20 protein-coding genes and 1 pseudogene are annotated in these 22145 nt (G+C 62.7%); 4 read left to right on the plus strand and 17 right to left on the minus strand.

Going from position 1 to position 22145, the window contains the following annotated elements:
• Positions 1-32 precede the first annotated feature (32 nt).
• The 3 genes from Q0687_RS31490 to Q0687_RS31500 all read right to left on the minus strand — a co-directional run bounded on the left by Q0687_RS31490 (position 33) and on the right by Q0687_RS31500 (position 3317).
• Entirely contained in the window at positions 33-860 is an 828-nt protein-coding gene (locus Q0687_RS31490; protein ID WP_298885551.1) for a 3-keto-5-aminohexanoate cleavage protein, read from the minus strand.
• A gap of 113 nt (positions 861-973) precedes the next feature.
• Positions 974-2362 (minus strand): MFS transporter, encoded by a 1389-nt coding sequence (locus tag Q0687_RS31495; RefSeq protein ID WP_298885553.1) that lies wholly within the window; start codon positions 2360-2362, stop codon positions 974-976.
• Positions 2363-2588: 226 nt separating this feature from the next.
• Entirely contained in the window at positions 2589-3317 is a 729-nt protein-coding gene (locus Q0687_RS31500; protein ID WP_298885555.1) for an NUDIX domain-containing protein, read from the minus strand.
• 100 nt (positions 3318-3417) lie between these two features.
• Between Q0687_RS31500 and Q0687_RS31505 the strand changes: the two genes are divergently transcribed.
• Both Q0687_RS31505 and Q0687_RS31510 read left to right on the plus strand, forming a co-directional pair.
• Positions 3418-4461 carry an SPFH domain-containing protein gene (locus Q0687_RS31505; RefSeq protein ID WP_298885557.1) on the plus strand — a complete coding sequence of 348 codons (1044 nt, stop codon included), beginning with the start codon at positions 3418-3420 and terminating at the stop codon, positions 4459-4461.
• Positions 4445-5380 (plus strand): sugar kinase, encoded by a 936-nt coding sequence (locus tag Q0687_RS31510; protein WP_298885559.1) that lies wholly within the window; start codon positions 4445-4447, stop codon positions 5378-5380. The genes Q0687_RS31505 and Q0687_RS31510 overlap by 17 nt, the downstream gene beginning before the upstream one ends.
• A gap of 5 nt (positions 5381-5385) precedes the next feature.
• On the opposite strand, the gene Q0687_RS31515 is transcribed toward Q0687_RS31510, so the two are convergent.
• From Q0687_RS31515 to xylB, 9 genes are all read right to left on the minus strand, one after another.
• Complete coding sequence (locus Q0687_RS31515; RefSeq protein ID WP_298885677.1) at positions 5386-5589, minus strand: hypothetical protein; 204 nt, start codon at positions 5587-5589, stop codon at positions 5386-5388.
• Positions 5590-5618: 29 nt separating this feature from the next.
• The gene (locus Q0687_RS31520; protein ID WP_298885561.1) at positions 5619-6953 is read right to left on the minus strand and encodes a sorbosone dehydrogenase family protein; all 1335 of its coding nucleotides are present in this window, start codon (positions 6951-6953) and stop codon (positions 5619-5621) included.
• Positions 6950-7402: a DUF2231 domain-containing protein gene (locus Q0687_RS31525; RefSeq protein WP_298885563.1), complete on the minus strand. Its 453-nt coding sequence runs from the start codon at positions 7400-7402 to the stop codon at positions 6950-6952. The genes Q0687_RS31520 and Q0687_RS31525 overlap by 4 nt, the downstream gene beginning before the upstream one ends.
• A gap of 58 nt (positions 7403-7460) precedes the next feature.
• Entirely contained in the window at positions 7461-8429 is a 969-nt protein-coding gene (locus Q0687_RS31530; protein ID WP_298885679.1) for a GDP-L-fucose synthase, read from the minus strand.
• The gene (locus tag Q0687_RS31535; protein WP_363324028.1) at positions 8401-8550 is read right to left on the minus strand and encodes a hypothetical protein; all 150 of its coding nucleotides are present in this window, start codon (positions 8548-8550) and stop codon (positions 8401-8403) included. Before Q0687_RS31535 ends, Q0687_RS31530 begins: the two co-directional genes overlap by 29 nt.
• Before the next feature lie 95 nt (positions 8551-8645).
• Positions 8646-9593, minus strand: coding sequence for an ABC transporter substrate-binding protein (locus Q0687_RS31540; protein WP_298885565.1), 948 nt, complete (start codon positions 9591-9593; stop codon positions 8646-8648).
• Between the two features lie 94 nt (positions 9594-9687).
• On the minus strand, positions 9688-10728 hold the full coding sequence (locus Q0687_RS31545) for a ribose ABC transporter permease (RefSeq protein WP_298885567.1): 1041 nt from the start codon (positions 10726-10728) through the stop codon (positions 9688-9690).
• Positions 10721-12244 (minus strand): sugar ABC transporter ATP-binding protein, encoded by a 1524-nt coding sequence (locus Q0687_RS31550; protein WP_298885569.1) that lies wholly within the window; start codon positions 12242-12244, stop codon positions 10721-10723. The genes Q0687_RS31545 and Q0687_RS31550 overlap by 8 nt, the downstream gene beginning before the upstream one ends.
• Before the next feature lie 124 nt (positions 12245-12368).
• On the minus strand, positions 12369-13814 hold the full coding sequence (gene xylB / locus Q0687_RS31555) for a xylulokinase (RefSeq protein WP_298885571.1): 1446 nt from the start codon (positions 13812-13814) through the stop codon (positions 12369-12371).
• 251 nt (positions 13815-14065) lie between these two features.
• Between xylB and Q0687_RS31560 the strand changes: the two genes are divergently transcribed.
• Positions 14066-16441 carry a glucose/quinate/shikimate family membrane-bound PQQ-dependent dehydrogenase gene (locus Q0687_RS31560; RefSeq protein WP_298885572.1) on the plus strand — a complete coding sequence of 792 codons (2376 nt, stop codon included), beginning with the start codon at positions 14066-14068 and terminating at the stop codon, positions 16439-16441.
• Positions 16442-16504: 63 nt separating this feature from the next.
• On the opposite strand, the gene Q0687_RS31565 is transcribed toward Q0687_RS31560, so the two are convergent.
• From Q0687_RS31565 to Q0687_RS31585, 5 genes and pseudogenes are all read right to left on the minus strand, one after another.
• Positions 16505-17119 (minus strand): amidase family protein, encoded by a 615-nt coding sequence (locus tag Q0687_RS31565; protein WP_298885578.1) that lies wholly within the window; start codon positions 17117-17119, stop codon positions 16505-16507.
• A gap of 55 nt (positions 17120-17174) precedes the next feature.
• A pseudogene (locus tag Q0687_RS35915) lies at positions 17175-17732 on the minus strand (amidase family protein); the annotation flags it as partial.
• Between the two features lie 501 nt (positions 17733-18233).
• Positions 18234-18557 (minus strand): hypothetical protein, encoded by a 324-nt coding sequence (locus tag Q0687_RS31575; RefSeq protein ID WP_298885582.1) that lies wholly within the window; start codon positions 18555-18557, stop codon positions 18234-18236.
• Between the two features lie 33 nt (positions 18558-18590).
• Complete coding sequence (locus tag Q0687_RS31580) at positions 18591-19220, minus strand: DUF1629 domain-containing protein (RefSeq protein ID WP_298885584.1); 630 nt, start codon at positions 19218-19220, stop codon at positions 18591-18593.
• A 15-nt stretch (positions 19221-19235) separates the two neighbouring features.
• Positions 19236-19661, minus strand: a complete 426-nt coding sequence (locus Q0687_RS31585; protein WP_298885586.1) for a hypothetical protein — start codon at positions 19659-19661, stop codon at positions 19236-19238.
• A gap of 757 nt (positions 19662-20418) precedes the next feature.
• On the opposite strand from Q0687_RS31585, the gene Q0687_RS31590 reads away from it, so the two are divergent.
• On the plus strand, positions 20419-22059 hold the full coding sequence (locus Q0687_RS31590; protein WP_298885587.1) for a hypothetical protein: 1641 nt from the start codon (positions 20419-20421) through the stop codon (positions 22057-22059).
• The last annotated feature ends 86 nt before the right edge of the window (positions 22060-22145 follow it).

Consider the following 22145-nt stretch of genomic DNA (forward strand, 5'->3'; position numbering starts at 1 on the left):
GCCGGAAGCATGTCAGGAGAAAGACCGCAGCCTTACCCCGCGATCCCGAGCAGGGATCGCGCCTCGGCCGCAGTCGCCACACGCCGGCCGTGGCGTTTGATAGCCTCACATGCGATGCCCACGAGCTCCGCATTGCTGGCGGCGAGGCGCGTCTTGTCGACCCTGATATTGTCCTCGAGCCCGGTACGAACCGCGTCGGCCCCGCGCGACAGGGCCCAGTCCATCACCTCGGCCTGATGGCGTCCGATCCCGGCCGCGGTCCAGGTCGCCTTCGGGATCAGGCGCCTCAGCTCAGCCAGTAGAATGTCGAGCACATGTTCGTCGGCAGGCATCGCGTTCTTGACGCCCATGACGAATTGCACATGCGGACGCGCATCCATCAGCCCAGCCTCGATCAGGCGTCGCGCCCCATGCAGATGCGACAGGTCGAAGATCTCGATTTCCGGACGAACGCCATTTGCCTTCATGCCGGTGGCGAGAGTCTCGACCAGGGCGGCGCTGTTCTCGTAGACGATGGTCGGAAAGTTCACCGACCCCGTGGACAGCGAGGCCATGTCCGGCTTCAGATAGAGCGAAGATCCACGGGCCGAGGGATCCCGGCCGCGCCCACCGGTCGAGAACTGCACGATCATCCCAGGACAATGCTTCCGGATGCCTTCCTGCACCAGAGCGAACCGCTCCGGGTCGGAGGACGGCGTCTCGTCGTCATTGCGAACGTGGATATGTGCCAATGTGGCACCGGCCTCGAAGGCCTCGTGCGTCGACTCGACCTGCTCGGCTGGCAGGATCGGCACCGCGGGATTGTCCTTCTTGCGCGGAACAGAACCTGTGATTGCAACGGCAACAACAGCGGGATTCATCGAGCAACCTCATCATAGCAGCGCTCACGCGCACAAAACTTCGATAGTCAGCTTATACAGTAAAGCCATGCCGCCGCGAACATCATCGATCGCTGCGGCATGGCCTTTCGCCGTCAGGTCCGGGCTGCGACAGCGCTGTGCGCTGCGGCTGCACGCTGCCGATCATAGTCGGCCCGCGCGATCGGAACGGCTGCGGGATTGCCGAGATCGTCGATATGGATGCGATAGGTTTCCCGGGCCGTGACGGCTGCCAGCGCCGCGATAACAGTGATGCCGAAGGCGATCGCCCCCACTGTCGTCGGGATGTTGGCTGAGCCGGGAGGCGCCACCGTCGCGAACAGGGCCGGAAGCAGCGCGGTGATGGTGGTGCCGATGTTCTGCGAGATCGCCATCGCCGACACGCGGGTGCGGGTCGGAAACAACTCCGGATAAAAGCTCGGGAAGATCGCGTTGTAGCCCTGATAGACCACACCCCACATCAACAACGATAGCACGATGGCCAGCGGCACGCTTCTGATGCTGATGGCATAGAGATAGAAGATAGCGAGCAAGCCGGAGAGCAGCGCGCCGACGACGATGGGGGGCTTGCGGCCGACCTTGTCGGAGAGATTGCCGACGAAGGGAATGACGAATATGGCCAGCATGTTTCCGAGGACCGGGATCCAAAGATAGACGTCCTTGGCAAAGCCGATGCCGTAGGCCGGCTGCACCGCGTAGGCGGCACCGAAGATGGTCGCAACCACGGGAATGACGTTCATCAGCGCCATGCAGATCACCCTGAGCATGTCGGGCCAATTCAGCTTGATGGCCTGGACGATGGGCGACCGCGGCGTTTCTCCCCGCCGGTCCTCGCGGGCAAAGGCAGGGGTTTCGTCGACTTCGCGGCGGATGATGTAGCCTGCGACGATGACGAAGAAACTGAGCAGGAAGGGGATACGCCAGCCCCAGCTGTTGAAGGCGTCGGTCGGCATATAGGCCGCCAGCGGCAGGAAGACGGCTGCCGCCAGAATCTGTCCGGCTTGCACGCCCTGAAGGGCAAAGCTCGCGAAGAAACCGCGGCGACCGAACGGCGAGTGCTCCAGGATCATCGAGCTCGCGCCGGAGATTTCACCGGCAACGGCAAATCCCTGGATCAGGCGAAGGATGACCAGCAGGATCGGCGCGAGGATACCGACCTGCTGATAGGTCGGCAGGATGCCCACCGCCATGGTCGAGATGCCCATCAGGAACATGCAGACGATCAGAACTGTCTTGCGCCCGTGGGTGTCGCCCCAATGCCCGAGCACGAAGGCGCCGATCGGGCGGGCCACATAGCCTACACCATAGGTCGCCAGCGAGGCGACGATGGCGACGGTCGGATTTTCAGACGGAAAGAAGATCTGCGGGAAGATCAGCGACGCGGCGGTCGCGTAGATGAAGAAGTCATAATATTCGAGAGCCGACCCGATCCAGCCACTCGCAGCGGCCTTCCTCGACTGGCTCAGTTGATGGATTGCGGTCATCCTGGGAGTCCTCCACATTGGTTGCTGGCGTCCCGTGGGCGGGCTTCTTGGAAGAAACTGGGCAGCATTTTCCGCGCGCTGTGCGGACGCTCCGCACGCGTTTGTCACTGCCGATGCGTATTTGATTGGCGCGACAATAGGCTTTCGCCGGGCTAACACAATTACCCAGTTATGCGATAAACCTAACACGATGTTATCCGGGCTCGGGCGACCCGGGCGGCGGCATTCACTCCGGCGGATTGAAGGTCCGTACGAAATACACCGGCTCGCTGTTCTTCTTCAGGCGATAGAGCTGCGCCGGCCGGTTCGGTCCGCGCCGCATCTTCGCGACCGGCTCGATCATGTCGGCCGACAGGATCCTTGTGCGGAAGGCGCTCTTCTCGAGTGGACGGTCGAGCACGATCTCGTAGACGCGCTGCAGGTCGGGCAGCGTGAATTCCGCGGGCATCAGATAGGCGGGCAGCGAGGTGTATTCCACCTTGTTGCGCAGGCGCTGGATCGCGCTGGCCAGGATCTCGCCGTGATCGAAGGCGAGCTTCTCCCTGAGCTTGCCGTCTCGAATTGGAAGCCAGCGCGCATCGGACGTCAGCGTGCTCGCGTCGGCCAGGATCAGTGCGAAATAGGCGTGGGTTGCCGACCAGCCACGCGGATCGCGCGAGGCACTTCCCCAGCTTCCAAGCTGCTCCAGATAAGGGCTGGTGACCCCCGTCTTCTCCTTCAGCTTGCGCGCCGCACAGGCGGCGAGGTCGCGATCCCTGGCGATGTCGACGAAGCCGCCCGGCAGCGCCAGGCTGAGCGGAAACGGTTCGCCCTCACCGGCCGGACGCTGCACCAGCAGCACCTGAAGCTTGTCATCGAGAATCGAAAAGATCACGACGTCGACCGTGGTCAGGGGCCGCGGGAAATCCAATTGCCCTGATTTTACAGCCCCTTGGGCCCGAACCTCGCCCGCCATCAGCGGCCTCCCCTGTTTCGGCCTTGACAGTAGCATAGTTAGTTGTACAGTCCAACTTACTTAGTTGCTCAGACCAACTTATAGCCGCAGGAGGCAAGCCATGTTCGGCATCCGATTCGTCAAGGCCCAACCCACCACCTATCTGATGAAGTACCGCGCCGGCGCTGTTGTCGCCGAGGGCACCGGCCTCTCCGCGTTCTATTACGCGCCGGTGACCACACTCGTCGCCGTGCCTGTCGGCAGCCGCGACGCCTCCTTCATCTTCCAACAGATCGCGCGCGACTTTCAGACCCTCACCGTGCAAGGCCACGTCACCTACCGCGTCAGCGAGCCGAAGAAGGCGGCCTCGATGCTCAACTTCACGCTCAAGCCCGACGGCAAGACCTATGAGAGCGACGATCCCGAGAAGCTGCCGGAACGCATTCTCGGCACGGTCGAGGTGCTGGCGCAGCAGGCGATCAAGGAGCTGACGCTGAAGGACGCGCTGCAAGCCTCCGACCGCATCGCCGACTTCATCGCGGGCGGTCTGCGGGGACGCGCCGACATCGACGCCCTTGGCCTGGAAATCCTGGGCGTGTCGATCCGCGGCATCAAGCCGACGCCCGACACTGCGAAGGCGCTCGAGGCGCAGGCGCGCGAAGCGATCTTGAAGACCGCGGACGAAGCGATCTTCGCAAGGCGCAATTTCGCGGTCGAGCAGGAGCGCGCCATTCGCGAGAGCGAGCTCGACACCGAGATCGCGGTCGAGCAGAAGAAGCGCTCCATCCGCGAGACCCAGATGGACGCCGAGGCGAGCGTTGCCGCCAAGCGCAACGAGCTGCGCGAGGCCGGCATGGCCGCCGACATCGTGCTGGAAGGCAAGCGCAAGGATTTCGTCGGGCTCAACGCCGAGAACACCCGCACGCTGGCCGACGCCGAGGCCTATCGCGTCGGCGCGCTGATGAAGATTTTCGAGGGCGTCGACACTCGCGTGATCCAGGCGCTCGCAGCCGCAGGCATGCAGCCGGGCCAGCTGATCGCGCAGGCCTTCTCCGGCATCGCCGAGAAGGCCGAGAAGATCGGCCAGCTCAACGTCTCGCCCGATCTGCTCAGCCAGTTGATCGAGAAGCCGAAGCCGGAGGCCGCCAATGCCCGCCGCCAATGACCGCAAGATCGTGCTGGTGACCCGCAAGACCAGACTGCAAGACCTGGTTGCGCGTTACCTGACGGCGGCGCAGGCGCGCTTCTATGTCGAGCATCTCGGCGCCGACTTCAGCGACTACGAGCGTGAGCACGAGATCTATCATGCGCAGCGGCATGCGACGGTTCAGGTGCTGGAGCAATGGGGACGCTATCAGGTAATCGAGCGCACTTTCCTGCCGAACTTCATCTTCGCCCCAAACGACATCGTCGTCGCGCTCGGCCAGGACGGCGTCGTCGCCAACACGATGAAATATCTCGACGACCATCCGTTGATCGGGCTCAACCCGGATCCCGCGCGTTACGACGGCATTCTCCTGCCGTTCGCGCCGCGCGACCTCGCAAAGCTGCTGCCGGACGTCGCCGCCGACAAGCGCGACAGCCAGGCCGTGACGATGGCGGAAGCGAGGCTCAGCGATGGCCAGGTGCTGCATGCTGTGAACGATCTCTTCATCGGCGCCCGCACGCATGTCTCGGCGATCTACGAGATCGCGGCCGGCGGAACGACAGAGCGGCAATCCTCGAGCGGGCTGATCGTCTCGACGGGGCTGGGATCGACCGCCTGGTTCAAGAGTATCGTCACCGGCTCGCTTGCAATCGCCGGCAGCTTTGGCCAGCCGCCCGCGCTGGCGGGCTACGAGGCCCTGCCTTGGGACGCCCCCGAGCTGCGCTTCGCCGTCCGCGAGCCCTTCCCAAGCCGGCACTCGCAGACAAGTCTCGTCTGCGGTCGGCTGGCATCCGAGGAACAGCTGTGCATACGTTCTCTGATGGCAGAGAACGGCGTGATCTTCAGCGACGGCGTCGAAGCCGATCGCCTCGACTTTAACGCGGGCGCCGAAGCCACGATCGGGATCGCAAAGCGACGCGGCCGGCTGATCGTGTGAGGAAGCTAGATCCCGAGCGCGTTCTCGCCCGCTTCGCGGCCGGGCACGGTGACATGGACTTCGTGGCCCTCGCGTAGCGCCAGTGACGCTGCGGCGACCGCAGACTCGAACGCGGCTTCCTTGGTCGCGTATCTGCTCTTGATGTTGCCGTCGTGAAGCACGCCCCACTCGTCCTGGACCGGTACGATCGCATATTGGGCAAGGCCCATCATCCCTCTCCTCTCGCTGCGCAGCTTGCCTATCGTTGCGTGACCTGCGGATGCGCCGCCGTCACCCGCCATACCGTGTTGCCGCTGTCGTCGGCGACCAGCAGCGCGCCTGATTTGTCGATGGCGACGCCGACGGGGCGGCCGCGCGCCTGGTTGTCGCTGGTGAGAAAGCCCGTGACGACGTCCTGTGCCGGCCCGCTCGGCTTGCCGTCCGTGAATGGCACGTAGACAACCTTGTAGCCATTCAGCACCTGCCGGTTCCAGCTGCCGTGCTCGCCGACAAAAGCGCCATTGCGATAGGCATCCGGCAGGCTGCTGCCGCTGGAGAACGCAAGCCCGAGCGGGGCGACATGCGAGCTCAGCGCGTAATCCGGCACGATGGCCTTTTCCACGAGATCCGGCCGCTGCGGCTTGACGCGGGGATCGACGTGCTGGCCGTAATAGCTGTAGGGCCAGCCGTAGAAGGCGCCGTCCTTCACCGAGGTCATGTAATCGGGCACGAGATCAGGCCCGAGCTCGTCGCGCTCGTTCACCACCGTCCACAGCGCGTGGGTCTGTGGCTCGAAGCTGAGGCCGTTCGGATTTCGCAGGCCGCTGGCAAAGATCCGCCAGCGGCCACTGGCGCGATCGACCTCGAGGATGTCGGCGCGATTGTGCTCGGCCTCCATGCCGTTCTCGGTAATGTTGCTGTTGGAGCCGACCCCGACATAGAGCTTTGAACCGTCAGGACTCGCGACCAGGCTCTTGGTCCAGTGGTGATCGATCGGGCCGCCCGGCAACGGCGTCAGCACCGTGCCGGGCGCGGTGATCTTGGTGTCGCCTTCGGCATAGGGATATTTCACGATCGCGTCGGTGTTGGCGACATAGAGGTCGTTGCCGACCAGCGCGACGCCGAACGGCGAATTGAGGTGGTCGAGGAAGACGCTCTGCGTATCCGGCATGCCGTCGCCATTGCTGTCTCGCAGCAGCGTGATGCGATTGCTGGGTCCGGTGTCGCCGCCTGAGGTCGCCCAGGATTCGATGTAGCCCATCACGATCTCCTTGGGCCGCTTGATCGCGGCAGCCTTCGGTGCCTTGGATTCCACCACCAGCACGTCGCCATTGGGGAGAACATAGAGCGAGCGCGGATGCTGCAGGCCGGTGGCGAACGCCTTGGCCTGCAAACCCTGCGCAACCGCAGGCGTCTCGTCCTTCTTCCAGCCGATGATGCGGGCGATATGCATCGGCGGCAGCAGATATTGCTGGATATCGGGGAGCACAGGATTGGCGCCGATCTGCGCCTTGGGATCGCCGCTGCCGTCATCGCAACCAGCGAGAAGGCCGAGTAGCGCGCACAACAGCACGGGCGTAAGCACAGATTTCATCGCGCAACTCCTACACCGTGGCGGTACACCATGGCCCATCCGAGCCAGCCGGTGACGGGCAGGATCAGCACGGTGAGCACCGAGAGAACGAGCCCCCACGGCCACACCGAGGTCCAGGCGTCACGCGTGTGGATCAGCAGATTGATGATGGCGAGGATCATCGCCACGACATTGCCGATCAGGTGCGGCCAGGCGGGCGTCTGCGCGCGCACCAGGCGATTGCCGAGGAAATCCGTCAGTCCGGCGATGCCGGCCAGCACACCGAAGATGACACCGGCGAGCAACAGCCAGGCGGAGAAATCCGCCCACATGATCTCGGCAGAGACGAGATAGGCGATGTCGGTCAGCAGCGCGCCGATGAAGCACGCGATCGGGATCGGTACCAGCATCGGATGAATGGGATGGCCGGCGATTTGCGCTGTCGAGCGCACGCGCACGATGTCTTGCACGGTAGGTCTCGCATGTCGCCCTGCCCATGCGGCCAACTCGTGCTTGCGATGATGGTTCCTAAGGCTGCGCCGGAACCAGCAGGGTCGCCTGATACGCCTCGTAGGCGCGCTTCAAGCCGTCGTGAAGCGAGGTCGTCGCGCGCCAGCCGAGCTTGTCGAGCCTGCTGACATCGAGCAGCTTGCGCGGCGTGCCGTCGGGGCGCGAGGTGTCGACACTGATCTCGCCGTGATAGCCGACGATCCCGGCGACGACGCGCGCGAACTCGGCGATGGCGATGTCCTCGCCGGTGCCGATGTTGATGAGGTCGCTGCCTGAATAGGTCTTCATCAGATGCACGCAGGCATCCGCCATATCGTCGACGTAGAGGAACTCGCGTCGCGGCGTCCCCGTGCCCCAGACGACGACGCTCTTGGCGCCAGACAGTTTCGCCTCGTGGAAGCGCCGGATCAGGGCGGCGACGACATGGCTCAACTCAGGATGATAATTATCGCCGGGGCCGTAAAGATTGGTCGGCATCACGCTGAAGAAGTCGCTACCGTACTGGCTGCGATAGGCCTCAGCCATCTTGATGCCCGCAATCTTGGCGATCGCATATGGCTCGTTGGTCGGCTCCAGCGGACCGGTGAGCACGGCATCCTCATGCAGCGGCTGCGGTGCCAGTTTCGGATAGATGCAGGACGAGCCCAGGAACATCAGCTTCTCGGCGCCGTTTTGATGCGCCGCCTCGATCACATTGGCGGCGATCGCGATGTTGTCGTAAATGAATTCGGCCCGCAGCGTGTTGTTGGCGACAATGCCGCCGACCGTGGCCGCGGCGAGGAAAACCACCTGCGGCCGAACGCGCGCGAACCAATCGAATACGGCGGCCTGGTTGCAGAGATCGACCTCGCGCCGGTCCACGGTGACGAGATTCACATCCTCCCGCGCCAGCCGGCGCACGATCGCGCTGCCGACCATACCGCGATGGCCGGCGACGTAGACGCTTTTGCCCTTCAGCTCAAACGGTACGCTTGCCATGGACGACATCCCGTTTGGCATCAGTCAGATCGCTCGCCATCATCTCCTCGACGAGCTGCGCAGAGGTGCGCTTGTGCTTCCAGCCGAGCCTTGCTGGAATCGCCGACGAAAACCTGCCCTTCTTTGACATATCAGTCGCTGGGGTCAACCTCACAGACACGCCCCGGGCTGGTTTCCCGGGGCGTCCTGCTCGAATTGGCCAATGGCAACAATAATTGCGCGATGTTACTGCGAGCGGTCCGAGGTCCAGCCCTTGTAATCCTTGATATTATCGCGGGTCACGAGCTTCGAGGGCAGCAGCTCGACGGTCGAGGCCGGCTTCTGCCCGTTGAGGATGCCGACGCCGATCTGCACCGCTCGCCGCGCCATGAAGAACGGGTCTTGCGATGCCGACGCCTGGATCTGAGGCGACCCGGCATCCTTGAGCGAGGCTTCGATGTCAGGCGCGCCGTCGACCGCGGTGATGATGATGCCGCTGCGGTTTTGCTGTTTCGCCGCGAGGTCGGTGCCGATCGCTTGCGGGTCGTTGATGGCGAAGATGGCGTCGATCTTGGAGAAGCGGGTCAGATATCCTTGCGCAACGGTGAGGCCGCCTTCGCGCGAACCCTTGCCGTCCTGGTCGCTCGACAGCACCTTGATGCCGGCATTTTTGCCGAAGACGTTCTTGCAGCCGGTGACGCGGTCGATCACCGCGGAGACCTGCGGTCCGTTCTCGATGATGACGTCGCCCTTGCCGCCCAGCTTGTCGACGATGTACTGGCACGAGATCTCGCCGGCCTGGACGTTGTTGGTCGTCACCGTAGCATCGGCGCCTTCGGCCGCGGTATCGACTGCGACCACGACGATGCCCGCGGCCTGCGCCTTCTTGATCGCCGGCCCGATCGCCTTGGGATCGCCGGGGTTGAGCAGAATCAGGTCGACGCCGGCCGCGATGAAATTGTCGATCTGTGTGACCTGCTTGCCGAGATCATATTCGAAGCCGACAGTGGTGATCTTCACGTTGGGATTGGTCTTCTTGGCCTCGAACTCGGCGCCCTTCGATAGCGCGACGAAGAACGGGTTGCCCATCGAGCCCAGCGAGACCCCAATCGACTTGAGCTCCTTGGCAGAGGCCGGTGCGGTGGTCAGCGCAAGCGCCATCGCGGCGCCGGCGAGCATGGTCATCTTCAACATTGTCTTCCTCCCTGGTCTGTCTTCAAACACGGTACGGCAGACCAGTTGCCGCAACCGAATTTCACACCGCGCGCTCGGGTGCGCGCAGAACCGTTCAAGTTCTAGCGGAGCCTTGCAACCGATAGCGATCCAGCGCCACGGCGCCGATGATCACCAACCCCTTGATCACATATTGCCAGATGTCTGAGACACCTGTGAGAATCAGGCCGTTCGAGAGCACAGCGATGATCAGCGCGCCGACCAGTGTCCCCCAGATCGAGCCGATGCCACCGACGAAGGACGTGCCGCCGAGAATCACCGCGGTGATCGCGTCGAGCTCGTAGCTCTGTCCGAGTTGCAAGCCGTTTGCCGCATAGAGCCGCGCCGCCTGCATGCCGCCGCCAAGGCCGGCCAGCATGCCCGACACGCCATATACGAAGATCAGGACGCCCCAGACTTTGATGCCGGCAAGCCGTGCGGCGCTCTCGTTGCCGCCGACCGCATAGATGTGCACGCCCAGCACGGTCCGGCGCAGCACCACCCACGAAACGAAAATGACGAGCAGCGCAATGACCGACAGCCAGGGAATCGAGGCCACGCCGGGGATCAGCGTGAGCGAGCCGTTGCCGATAAAGGCATAGGGTATCGACGGATTGAATACCGTGGTGTCGGCGCCGAGCAGACGCGCCAGTCCGCGCACGGCAGTGAGCGACCCCAGCGTGACGATGAAGGGCGGCAGCCGCAACAGCGCGATCAGCGCGCCATTGACGATGCCGAAGCCAAGACCGGTGAGCACGGCGACCGGCAGCCAAAGCGCGCCCAAGTCAGGCAGTTTGGAAATCGTCAAGCCAGCCATCGCGGAGGCCGCCAGGATCGAGCCGACCGAGAGATCGATGCCGCCGGTAAGGATGACGAAGGTCATGCCCGCGGCGAGCACGGTATTGACGGCAGCCTGCTGCAGCACGATGCCGAGATTCTGTCCGGTGAAGAAACGTCCGTCCGACAGATAATGAAAGCCGGCGCAAAGCAACAGCAACACCGGCAACATGCCGGCGGCGCGGATGAGGAGCCTGATGCGTTGGCGTTTCGTCGCCTCGGCGGCGGCGGTGCCGTTTACCGGTGCGGCCTTCGCCTGCGTGGATCCGTTATCAGGCATCGAGATGCTCCGTCCCCGTAGCGAGGGCCATGATGTCTTCCTGAGTCAAAGGCGCCGTCTCGGTTCGCCTGACTTCGCCTGCGATATGCCCCGACCGCATCACCAGGACGCGGTCGCAGATACCGATGATTTCAGGCAGATCGGACGAAATGACGAGGATTGCGGTGCCGGCCTTGGCGAGATTGTCGATGATGGAATAGATCTCCGACTTGGCGCCGACGTCAACGCCGCGCGTCGGCTCATCGAGGATCAGCACCTTTGGCGCAATGGCAAGCAGCCGCGACAAGAGAACCTTTTGCTGGTTGCCGCCGGACAGGCCTCCTGCGGGCACGCCGGCATTGGCGGCGCGGATACTGAGTCCCGCAAACGCCCGGTCGGCGCGCTCACGCGCCTTGTCGCGATCCAGCAGCCAGCCCAGCTTGGCATCGCGTCCGATCACGGCGAGATTGATGTTGTCCAGGCACGACATGTCGAGGAACAGGCCAAGCGCCTTCCGGTCTTCAGTCAGGTAGGCGATGCCGGCCTCGAGCGCCTCGCCGGGCGTGCGGATTTCGATTGGCTGGCCCTCGAGGTCGAGACGGCCTGAAATCTTGGGCGCTGCGCCAACGATGAGATGCGCAAGCTCGGTACGGCCGGCGCCGATCAGTCCGGCAAGCCCCACCACCTCGCCCGCATGAACGGTGAGCGAGCAGCCCTTGACGCGCAGCCCGTCCGCCATGTCGGTTGCCGTGAGCACGGGATGCCCCTTCCCGGCCTCGGGATCGTGATCCTTCTTGTAGAAGGAGGAGACGTCGCGTCCGACCATCATGCGGACGATGGCATCGGCACGGATATCCTTTTTGTCCAGCGAGCCGACCAGCCGGCCATCGCGCAGCACGGTGACGCGATCGCCGAGCGCATAGACCTCGTCCATGCGGTGCGAGATATAGATGATGGCGAGGCCCTCGGCGCGAAGTTGCCGGATCAGAGCAAACAGCCGCTCGCTCTCGCCGGCCGACAGCGCCGTGGTCGGCTCGTCCATGATCAGGATCTTCGATCGCGCGTGCAGCGCACGCGCGATCTCGACGAGTTGGCGCTGCCCCATGGAGAGATGCGCCACCAACGTCGATGGCAGGAAGTCCGCGCCCAGCCGCTCCAGAATCGGCCCGACGCCCTCACGCATGGCGCCACGCGCCAACAAACCTGAACGAGATATCTCGCGGCCGAGATAAATATTCTCCGCGACGCTCAGATTGGGGGCCAAAGATAGTTCCTGATAAATGATCGAGATGCCCGCGGCCCTGCCGCCGAGCGGGCCTTCGATCCGCGCCGGCTTGCCCTCAATGCTGATCTCGCTGCCTGGATCTGGCCGGTAGGCCCCCGACAGGATTTTCATCAGGGTCGACTTGCCGGCGCCGTTCTCGCCCATCAAGGCGTGAACCTCGCCGGCATAGACCGTCAGGTCGACCGCACGCAGCGCCTTGATGCCGAAGAAAGATTTTGAGACCCCTCGCATCTCGAGGATCGGTTCGTTCATCGTGCCTCCCGGCGCACAATGCGTTTCCTGTCCGCGTTTCGTTTCGAGCGCGGTTCACCCATTAAACAAAAGGCCATCGCACAGAGCAACAGCGAACAGGGAGAAATGTGCAACCAAAGCAATTCTAGTTGCGTGGCCGATACAGTTGGCGCCAGGCCGGAAGCCGCTCGGCATAGGCCGCCGCCAGCGCGCGATCGGGCTCGAAAGTCTCGACGCGTTGCGGTGGCGTGCAGACGGCTTCGATTGCCTCGCCGGTGACAGCAAGCCGCCCCAATCTCGCCGCACCAAAAGCCGCGCCGGTTTCGCCGTCGGCAAAGCGATGAATGGGAACGTTCAAAACGTTTGATAGCACCGACAGCCAGAACCGCGACCGCGAACCACCGCCGATGACATCGGCTTCCGTCACCGCAATGCCGGCATCGCCAAGCGCGTCCCGGCAATCGGCCAGCGCGAAGGCAACCCCCTCCAGTACGGCCTGCACGATCGCCGTGCGGTCGGTGCCGTGGCTCAACCCATCGAGCATGCCGCGCACGACGGGATCATCGTGCGGCGTCCGCTCGCCCGCAAGATATGGCAGGAAGCTCACGGGAGACGGCGCCTGCGCTCGCGCCCCCAGCGGCGCCAGCAGCTCGCTTTCAGGAACACCGAACAGGCGCGCGGCCCAGGCCAGACACGATGCCGCCGAGAGGATCGCGCCGGCCTGAATCCACATGCCTGGGATTGCGTGGCAGAAGGTATGGACCACCCGTTCCGGGTTCGCAGCAATATGGTCCGATGGCGCCAGCAAGGCGCCTGAGGTTCCCAGCGAGATAAATGCAGTTCCGGGCCTGATCGCGCCGATGCCGACGGCGCCCGCCGGATTGTCGCCGGCGCCGCCCGCGATCATCGGACACCTCGCCATGCCCCAACGCTGCGCGAGCTCGCGGCGCAATGTGGCCGCCGGCGCGCACCCCTCAACCAGACGCGGCATGTGTGCGCGTGACAGGCCGGTCGCGGCCAGGGCCGCATCGGACCAGTCTCGGCGAGCCGCGTCCAGCCATAGCGATCCCGACGCATCAGAGACGTCCTCGATTGCCTCGGCCGATAGAACGAGGCGCAGATAGGCTTTCGGCAGCAGGACGCGGGTCGTCGCCGCAAAAATCTCGGGCTCGTGCTTTGCGATCCAGAGCAGTTTTGGCGCCGCAAAGCCCGGCATCGCCTTGTTGCCCGTTATCGCGCGCAAGGCGGGCCAGCGCTGCTCCAGGATGCGACACTCAGCGGCGGAGCGACCGTCGTTCCAGAGGATGCAAGGCCGCAGCGGCGTATCGTTCGCGTCAAGCAGCGTGGGGCCATGCATTTGGCCGGACAGCCCGATCCCTTCGACCCTCGCCAGCTCTTGTCCATGCGAGGCCTTCAAGGCGTCCAGCGTGGCAAAGGTCGCCTCAATCCACTGCGCCGGATCCTGCTCGAAATAACCCGGTTGCGGGGAGGCGCTCGTCAGCGCCCTGCTCTCGCTCGCGATCACACGCTGGGCGGCGTCCACCAGAACGGTCTTGACAGCCGAGGTGCCGAGATCGATGCCCAGATACATGATGGATGTGGTTCCCGAGCTGTTGCGAGTCCTGAGGACAGGATGCGCAAGAATGATCGTATCCAACAAGCGCGCAATTCCGAACAATGACTTATCACATCGGATCGCAGGTTTTTGCTCGCAGATGTTGCATCGACGCAGCAGTTGAAGGTTGCCAGTTTTGGTTGACTGGACCACAGTGACTGCAACTCAGCGCCGTCTGCTGCGTTTGCACTTGCAGCGCTCGACCTTCTTGCCGCGCCGGAGCAGCCATGCAGCGATCCAGGGCCGTCCTTGTTACAGGTCTCCTCTATGCCCTGATCGGTCTGGTGCTCGCGGGGGGCGGCCTCTGGCTCGCCGCGCTGGGCGGATCCATCTTCTATATCGTTCTCGGTATCGGCATTCTCGCGACGGCTGCGTTGTTGCTGGCGCAGCGCCATCAGGCGCTCTGGCTGTTTACGATCGTGCTGGTCGGCACGGTGGCGTGGGCCATCTCCGAGGTTCAGTTCGACTGGTGGCCGCTCGCATCGCGCGGCGACATCGTCTTCCCCATGGCGCTCTGGCTGCTGACGCCAGTGATCGTCCGCGGGGTCCTCCGAGACCAGCCGGTGTCTTACCTCGGAGCGACACTGCCGCTCTGGATCGGCGTAGCTGCCTCTTCCGTTGTCCTCATCATCGCACTGATGTCCAGCTATCACGACGTCAACGGCACGATCGCCGAGCAAGCGTCTGCCGTGCCGCAAGGCGAAGCCGATCCTCAACCGGATGGCGATTGGCGGGCGTATGGACGCACGCAATTCGGACAGCGCTACTCACCGCTGAAGCAGATCACGCCCGACAATGTCGGCAAGCTCCAGGTCGCCTGGACCTTCCGCACCGGCGACGTGCCGACACCGGAGGATTCCGGCGAGACCACCTTCGAAGTCACGCCGATCAAGGTGCGCGACACGCTTTATCTTTGCTCGCAGCACCAGGTGCTGTTCGCGCTCGACGCAAGCACCGGCAAGGAACGCTGGCGATACGACCCCAAGCTGGTGTTCAACAAGACATTCCAGCACATGACCTGCCGCGGGGTCTCATACCACGAAACCGCGACAGGTGCGGTCGACAGCAGCGGCGCTCCCGCGCCCGCCGACTGCCCTCGCCGGATCTTCCTTCCGGTCAATGACGGCCGCATGATCGCGCTCGACGCCGACAGCGGCAAGCTGTGCGAGGGTTTTGGCGATCACGGCAGCCTCGACCTCCAGCAAGGCATGGGGATCAAGACGGCGGGCTTCTTCGAGCCGACGTCGCCGCCTGTCGTCAGCGACAAGATAATGGTCGTCGCCGCCGCGGTGATCGACAATTATGCGGTCGACGTACCCTCGGGTGTCATCCGCGGCTTCGACGTCTACACCGGCAAGCTGGTTTGGGCCTGGGACTCAGGCGCGGCGGATGAAAATGAGCTGCCGTCGCAGACGCGTCACTACACCAACGGCTCGCCCAATTCGTGGATCACGGCCTCGTTCGATCCGAAATTGAACCTCGTCTACATCCCCACCGGCAATAACGGGCCCGACATCTGGGGAGGCAATCGCAATGCGCTGGTCGAGCGCTATTCCAGCTCGATCGTCGCGCTCGACGTCAACACCGGCAAGCGCGTCTGGTCATACCAGACGGTGCATCACGACCTCTGGGACATGGACGTTCCGTCACAACCGAGCCTGGTCGACGTGACCACGGCCAAGGGCGTCGTGCCCGCGATCATCCAGCCGACCAAGGTCGGCAACATCTTCGTGCTCGATCGACGGACTGGTGAGCTGATCGTGCCGGCGCCGGAGCGGCCGGTACCGCAAGGGGCGGCGCCCGGCGATCGCACCGCGCCGACGCAGCCCTTCTCCGAGCTGACATTCCGCCCCGAGGCGACGCTGACCGGCGCAGACATGTGGGGCGGCACGATCTTCGACCAGCTCTTGTGCCGGATCAAGTTCCGGCGGCTGCGTTACGAAGGCACGTTCACGCCGCCCTCGTTGCAGGGCACGCTGGTCTTCCCGGGCAATCTCGGCATGTTCGAATGGGGCGGCATCGCGGTCGATCCGGTGAGACAGATCGCCATCGCCAATCCGATGTCGTTGCCGTTCGTCTCGAAGCTCATTCCCCGTGGTCCCGGCAATCCACCGGCGCCGACAGCGGAGAAGCCCGTCGGCAGCGAGGTCGGTACGCAGCCGATGTATGGCACGCCGTTCGGGGTGGATATCCAGAGCTTCCTCTCGCCGCTCTCCGTGCCGTGCTACCGGCCGCCATGGGGCTTGATGGCCGCGATCGATCTGAAGACGATGAAGATCGTCTGGCAGCATCCCAACGGCACGATCCGAGACACCACCCCGCTGCCGCTGCCGTTCAGGTTGGGCGTGCCGATGCTGGGCGGGCCGATCACGACCGCCGGCGGGGTCGCGTTCTACACCGGGACCTACGAGTACACGATCCGGGCCTACGACGTGCGCAACGGCAAGGTGCTCTGGGAGGATCGCTTGCCGGCCGGCGCCCAATCGACACCGATGAGCTACGAGGCGGGCGGCAAGCAATATGTCGTCACCGCGGCCGGTGGTCACGGCTCGTTCGGTACCAAGCGCGGCGATTATATCATCGCTTACGCGTTGAAGGATTGAACGCTGGCGCCTGGGGGTGCAGAGTCTTCAGGTGACGCCGATTTTGGCGATCGCATCACCCCATCATGGTGATCTCGGCCATCGGTGGACGAACAACCGGCCTTCGTAGTCGTGGGCAAACTTGAGCAGCTGGCCATCATGATCGCGGCCTGCAATCACTTGCAGTCCGACAGGAAGCGCGCTCTCCTCGACGATACAGGGAAGGGATATTGCAGGCAGGCCGAGCGCATTCGCGATAGCCGTAAACACGGCATGGCCACGCGGCCCAACCGGCTGGCCGTCGATGACGGCGGGATGGGATTCGGTGGCCGACCACGGCATCGCCGCGGCGGACGGTGTGATCAGGAAGTCGTACTGCGCGAACAACGCGTCGAAAGACCGGCGTAAGGCCGCGACTTGATCGAGTGCATTGAGATAGTCGCGAGCTGACAAGCGGCGGCCGGCCGCCTCCATCTCGGCTATGGCGGAACCAACCTGACCCTGCCAACCGGGATGCCGTTCCAACAGCCAGGCGACGCCGGTCTGGCTGATCACGGGCCACACTTCATCGATCGGATCGGCCAGCGTGAACGGCGCGAGGGTCTCGACGTCGAGGCCGAGCGACCGCGCCTGGGCGATCGTACGTTCGATCACGTCGCGAATGATGGGATCGACGGGCGCTCTGCCAAATGTCGGCACATAGGCGATGCGCGGCCGGCGGGATCGGCTCGGCCATGAGGCGCGACCACGCAGGTGTCGCAATCACCTCCATGGCAGCGAGGACATCATCGACGCTGCGCGCGATCGGGCCGATAACCTCGAACTCACCCAGGATCGCCGGAAAACCTTTGCCGCGCGCCACGGTGTCGCGTGAGGGTTTGAAGCCGACGAGGCCGGTATGAGCGGCCGGGCGCCGGATCGAGCCGCCGCCATCGGTGGCGAGCGCGAGCGTGCACATGCCGCTGGCGACCGCTGCCACTGCACCGCCGCTCGACCCACCTGGTGTCAGAGCCGGATCCCAGGGATTGCCGGTGGCGATCAATTTTGGCGAGCTTTTGTTCACCAAATCCCTGGCCGTGCCGAGCTGGTTGTAGAGGCCGTCGACGTCCTTCATTGCTGAAACGGCGGCCTTCACGTCAGCCGGAGTGCCGCTTTTTGCTAGTTCGGCAATGGCTGTTTCCCAGCTGATGGATGGCTCCGTCATCAGCTTGTTTTCATTGATGAGGCGCTGATAAATGTCCGTGAAGCCGGCGGAGAGTTGTTTCCCCGCGTCGGAATTAAGCACTTCATTGTACTTGACGCAGTCTAGCATTTTTGAATTGGCGTCCCAAGCAACGAGGGAGGCGACTCGCCCTATGGCGATATCAGCCAATTGCGCGGCGGTTCGATAGCTTTTGGAAATAGGATACGGGCAAATTCCTGCTTGTCGCCGATCATCGCAAGATCAAGCTTTGCGGCATCGCTCGCGGAGTTGAAATCGAAACTACCGCCGACGTTCTTCTAAACTATCCCCAAAATCTCGTTGTAGAAATCATCGCCAAGAACGTTTGCTTCTGTGAACCTGTTCGATATGGCCTAAAGATACTTAGTAACAGCGGTCGAGTCATCGAGATCGTAAGTCACCCCTGATATACAAACTTTCGATAATCCGAACGGTTGAAGGCGAGCGTCGCCTCTCCATTCGGCAGCAACCTCTGACCCAGTTGCAAGTTTTTCAGATAATAGTCGAGAGCGATGACCTTTTGCTGTATCTCAAGGATCTTGGCTTGGTCTCCGTCCCTGAAAGCTGCGCTGAATTCCGTCTCCAGAGAGTTCAATATCTGAAGCGGCCCAGAGCCAGTGTTGCTGTAGAGCAGCGCATCGAATGCGAGCACATCCTGCCCCGCATGAACCGCCGTTCGTTCGCGGCGGCCGTTCCCTTGGTTTCGCCGAGTAGCGCGAAATTCCACGGCCAGGAGCCATCGGCCGCTCCCAAACCAGGAAAAAGCAGTTTTAACCAACTGCCTTCGCCGTTCACAAAATCCCTGCCGAACATATGGGCGGCCTGGAAGCCCGCTTTACTGGCTGTTGTGCCTTCGCGCGGCAGGGCGAAGGCGGGGCTTTGGCCTATTGTGCCGGTCTGGATCGGAACAGCCATGTCCATTCTCGCTCGATCAGCCGATGAAGGCGTTCAGATCTCTTCGAAGTAGGTCGCTTCATGAAACGACTGGATATTCGCGTCTGTCAACGCGTTACGGAGCGCTTCGGTAATCAGGGCACCGTTTGTTGGCATGTTTGGATCGACCCACATGTGGGTGTTGCCCAAGCGAGATTTGTCGAAGGCAAAGGTCTCGCCCTCTTTGGGTTGCCACAGGCCTCCGCCGGAACGGAGCGGGGTCCAAGTCGCGGTCGTCTTCTCTCGGATCACCGCGTCGAGCAAAACCGTTGTGAAAAAGAAAAAGAACTGCCCGGCCGGTGAACCATCCGCCCACGAGCACTCGGCCGGAAAATATTGAACTTCTTTCTGGAAACCCTCCACGAGATCGATGAAGCGGCGGCTGACCAGATACATGTGTTGCTGACCATCGAAATCGACGAGCCTTCGCTTGCGCCCTGTGAAGCGCAATCTCGTCGGCATGTTGCGGTCCGCCACACGAGCGCCGCCGCCGTACACGTTGCGGGGACCATAAAAATTCGAACCAAACCCTCTCATCGCTTCCGGTATCGGATCGGCGAACGAAAGATTCTCCAAGTCGCCATCGAGCCCCTCGGAGCCATAGCGATACAATCCGATCGGCTTTGGTCTTAAGAAGCGAGCCATGTTTCGCGAACTTTCTCATCTCTTGGCGTCATCGCGATCGACGGACTCGATCGAGGCAATCACACGCGGGCCTGGATCTGCTCTCGGATCTTGGCGTCGACCGGCTCCGACACGCTGGCCCAGATCACGATGCCGGCGGTCTCCTCGACCTTGCCCTCGCCGCAGGCCCTGGCGATGGCGATGCGATCGCGGGGTCATTGGCTCGACCACCAGGTGCACGAGGTCGGCCAGCGTCTGGTGGCGGTAGCGCGGCAAGTTCGCCAGCACCACCTCGCCGACGCTGGCCTGGATCCTGGTCTTGAACGCAGTGATCTGCGCCAGCAATTCCGGGTTGAGCGCGCGGTCCTTTGCGGCCGCCGGCTCGGCCGCAGCGCCACCGTCGATCCCGTTGAGCGCCGGCTTGTCGGCTGTCGCTGTCGTCCCGTTGGTGGTCTTGGCCATCGGTCTTTCCTCTCCGCTCTTCAATCTGCCCAACGGGGCATGTCGTGTTCACTCGGCAAGCGAGTTTGCTGTGATGGAATGGGAGAGCCGTCCGCGCGCGAATGCCTCTCTCCGTTCGCCTCGCGGATCGAAACGGAAAGCCGGTATCGTTCTGTCGCAGGTGATCGGAAACAGCCCCACTGTCCCTCCCCTTGCACGTTCATAGAACGTTAACTTGTCTACAACCTCAAGACGAAATCGCCGTAAGCGCGAAAGAATGTTGCTGGATTTGTCCATCGGTTGCGCGTCGCGTCTGTTGACAAGCACCCGCGCGGCTGACTTTGGAGCCGTTTGGAGAAATGGGACTCGGCCCTTTGTCCGCCATGGAACCAGGCCTTCGCAGACGGTGCGATGATGGATCGCGCCGCAATATGCGGGTGCATTATCGTGCGGCGCGGACTGAAGTCTCATCGCCATGCTCGCTCGGGGCGAAGCCGCAGAATGTCTTTGTTGCAGCAACGCGGCCAGGCGATCGGACGGACGCGTCAGGCGCGTCGAGCCGCCGGTCGGCAGATCAATCCGACCTGTCGCTGCGTCTATCAGCCAAATCTATGAAAAGCTGGAGCGGGTGAAGGGAATCGAACCCTCGTATTCAGCTTGGAAGGACGTATTTACATCCTTCACGGCACCAACTTCCGCGTTAATAAGTTATTGATAATACTGAATATACTGCAATAATAGCACTTGGGAGCGCTCCAAGAACGCAGGGGTGATTTTTATGGCTGTTTTGTATGAGCGTTGTACAAGGTTGGCACTCCCGACGCCGCCCCCGAAGTTCCTGCGTAAGTCGCTACGGCTGACCGACGGCCACCTCTATGACGCTGTTGCAATGAGTGAAGACGAGCGGCTCGCTCGCACTGTGGTTGAGCTGGGAGACAACAAAGCCAAGGGTCTCACGATCCGCATCACCCCGCACAAGCCAATCTGGTACGTCCGCAGAAAGGAGAAAACGCTTCGCCTTCGGGATGTTCGTGAGCTCTCGCTGGAGGACGCCCGATACGTTGCGGAACAGATCACGCTCGGCGCCAAGCGCAATAGGGACCTGAACGACCTGGCGCACGTTCTTCTCGAGTACATGCCTCTCCCTACTGAGGGCAACCTTGTTCGGGATCGTGACGTTGAGGCCAAGTTGGACCACATATTGGCTTCCCGGGATAAGGCGAAGGCTATACCTGCACCAAAGGCTATACCTGCGCCGCCGTTCTGGACCTGGAAGCAGCTGACCGACGAGTTCTTGAACGACAAGAAACCGGACCTGAAGGCTTCTTATCGCAAGGCGTACGAGCGCTACCTGAGACTCGAGGAATTCGGACCGATCAACAACAAGATGGTGCGTGACATCGAACTGAGCGATCTGGAGCGAGTGCGAAACTCTATCCACATCAATCACGCCCCATCCGCCGTAAAGCGCGCATTACAGCAATCCAAAGAGATGTTGACATGGGCCTGGAAGAACCATGCGACCGCTTCCGGATTGGACAAGGTGCAATACCAGTGGTGGGACCGGTGGTCTTACCGATACAAGCCTAAGAAGCGGCCCCCCCGTAGTCCCACCATCGAGGAAATCGCCCGCACCCTTGTCATCGCCGAGCGCTATAGACATTTGGCCAATGGCGAACACGACATCCATCCAGGAACACTCGGCGCGCTCTGGGCCGTGGCTTTGACCGCGCAGCGAACCGGCGCGTTAACAAAGCTTGGGACGGGCCGGCTCTTCCCAACTGACAAGCAGTACCGCAAGCTCACGGGATGGAAGATCGCCAATTGGAAAATGGAAGAAATGAAGGGAGGTCGAGATGGCGGCCGGCCCCATTCACTTCCAATTCCACCCGAAGCGCTCAAGATCATGTACCGGTACCACAAAGAAGCTGGCGGAGAATCCCCGTGGATGTTCCCTGCACGCTCCCCCGACAAACATGTGGGCAAGTCTTCGCTCGATCAGTTGATCTACCGGCTCCAAGGGCAGGTCTACGACCACACAGTGAGGCAGAAGCCCCACCGCAAAGGGAAGCCCGGGCCGACGCCGCGCCCGTTGAAGGTGAGGCCAAACCTGTTCGAACAATTCGGCATCCGTCCGTGGACTCCGCACGACTGCCGGGACACGATCACGACGTTCCTGGAAGACCGCAGACTGGGTGGCGCTGCGAGCGCCATACTTGGCCACAAACAGCCCAATTCGGATCCGGATCGGGAGGAGCGCGAGAGACTCGCTAAGGTCACGGAACAACACTACAATCACTCGCAACGCATTCGATTGAAGGCAGAAGGCATGTCCTTGTGGGTGAAGGCCCTGCTAAGCGCCTACAACCGGGAGCAGAAGCGCCTTCAGCCGAGCTTTCAACGCCGTACCGCCGCATAACACGAAGCGCTTCGCTCGGTAAGTCGCGCTCCGCCACGCGAGATCAGGCCGCTCCCTGTCCTTCTGTCGCGAATGGGGGATGCGCC

The organism is uncultured Bradyrhizobium sp. (assembly GCF_936928535.1).
Classification (GTDB): Bacteria; Pseudomonadota; Alphaproteobacteria; order Rhizobiales; family Xanthobacteraceae; genus Bradyrhizobium.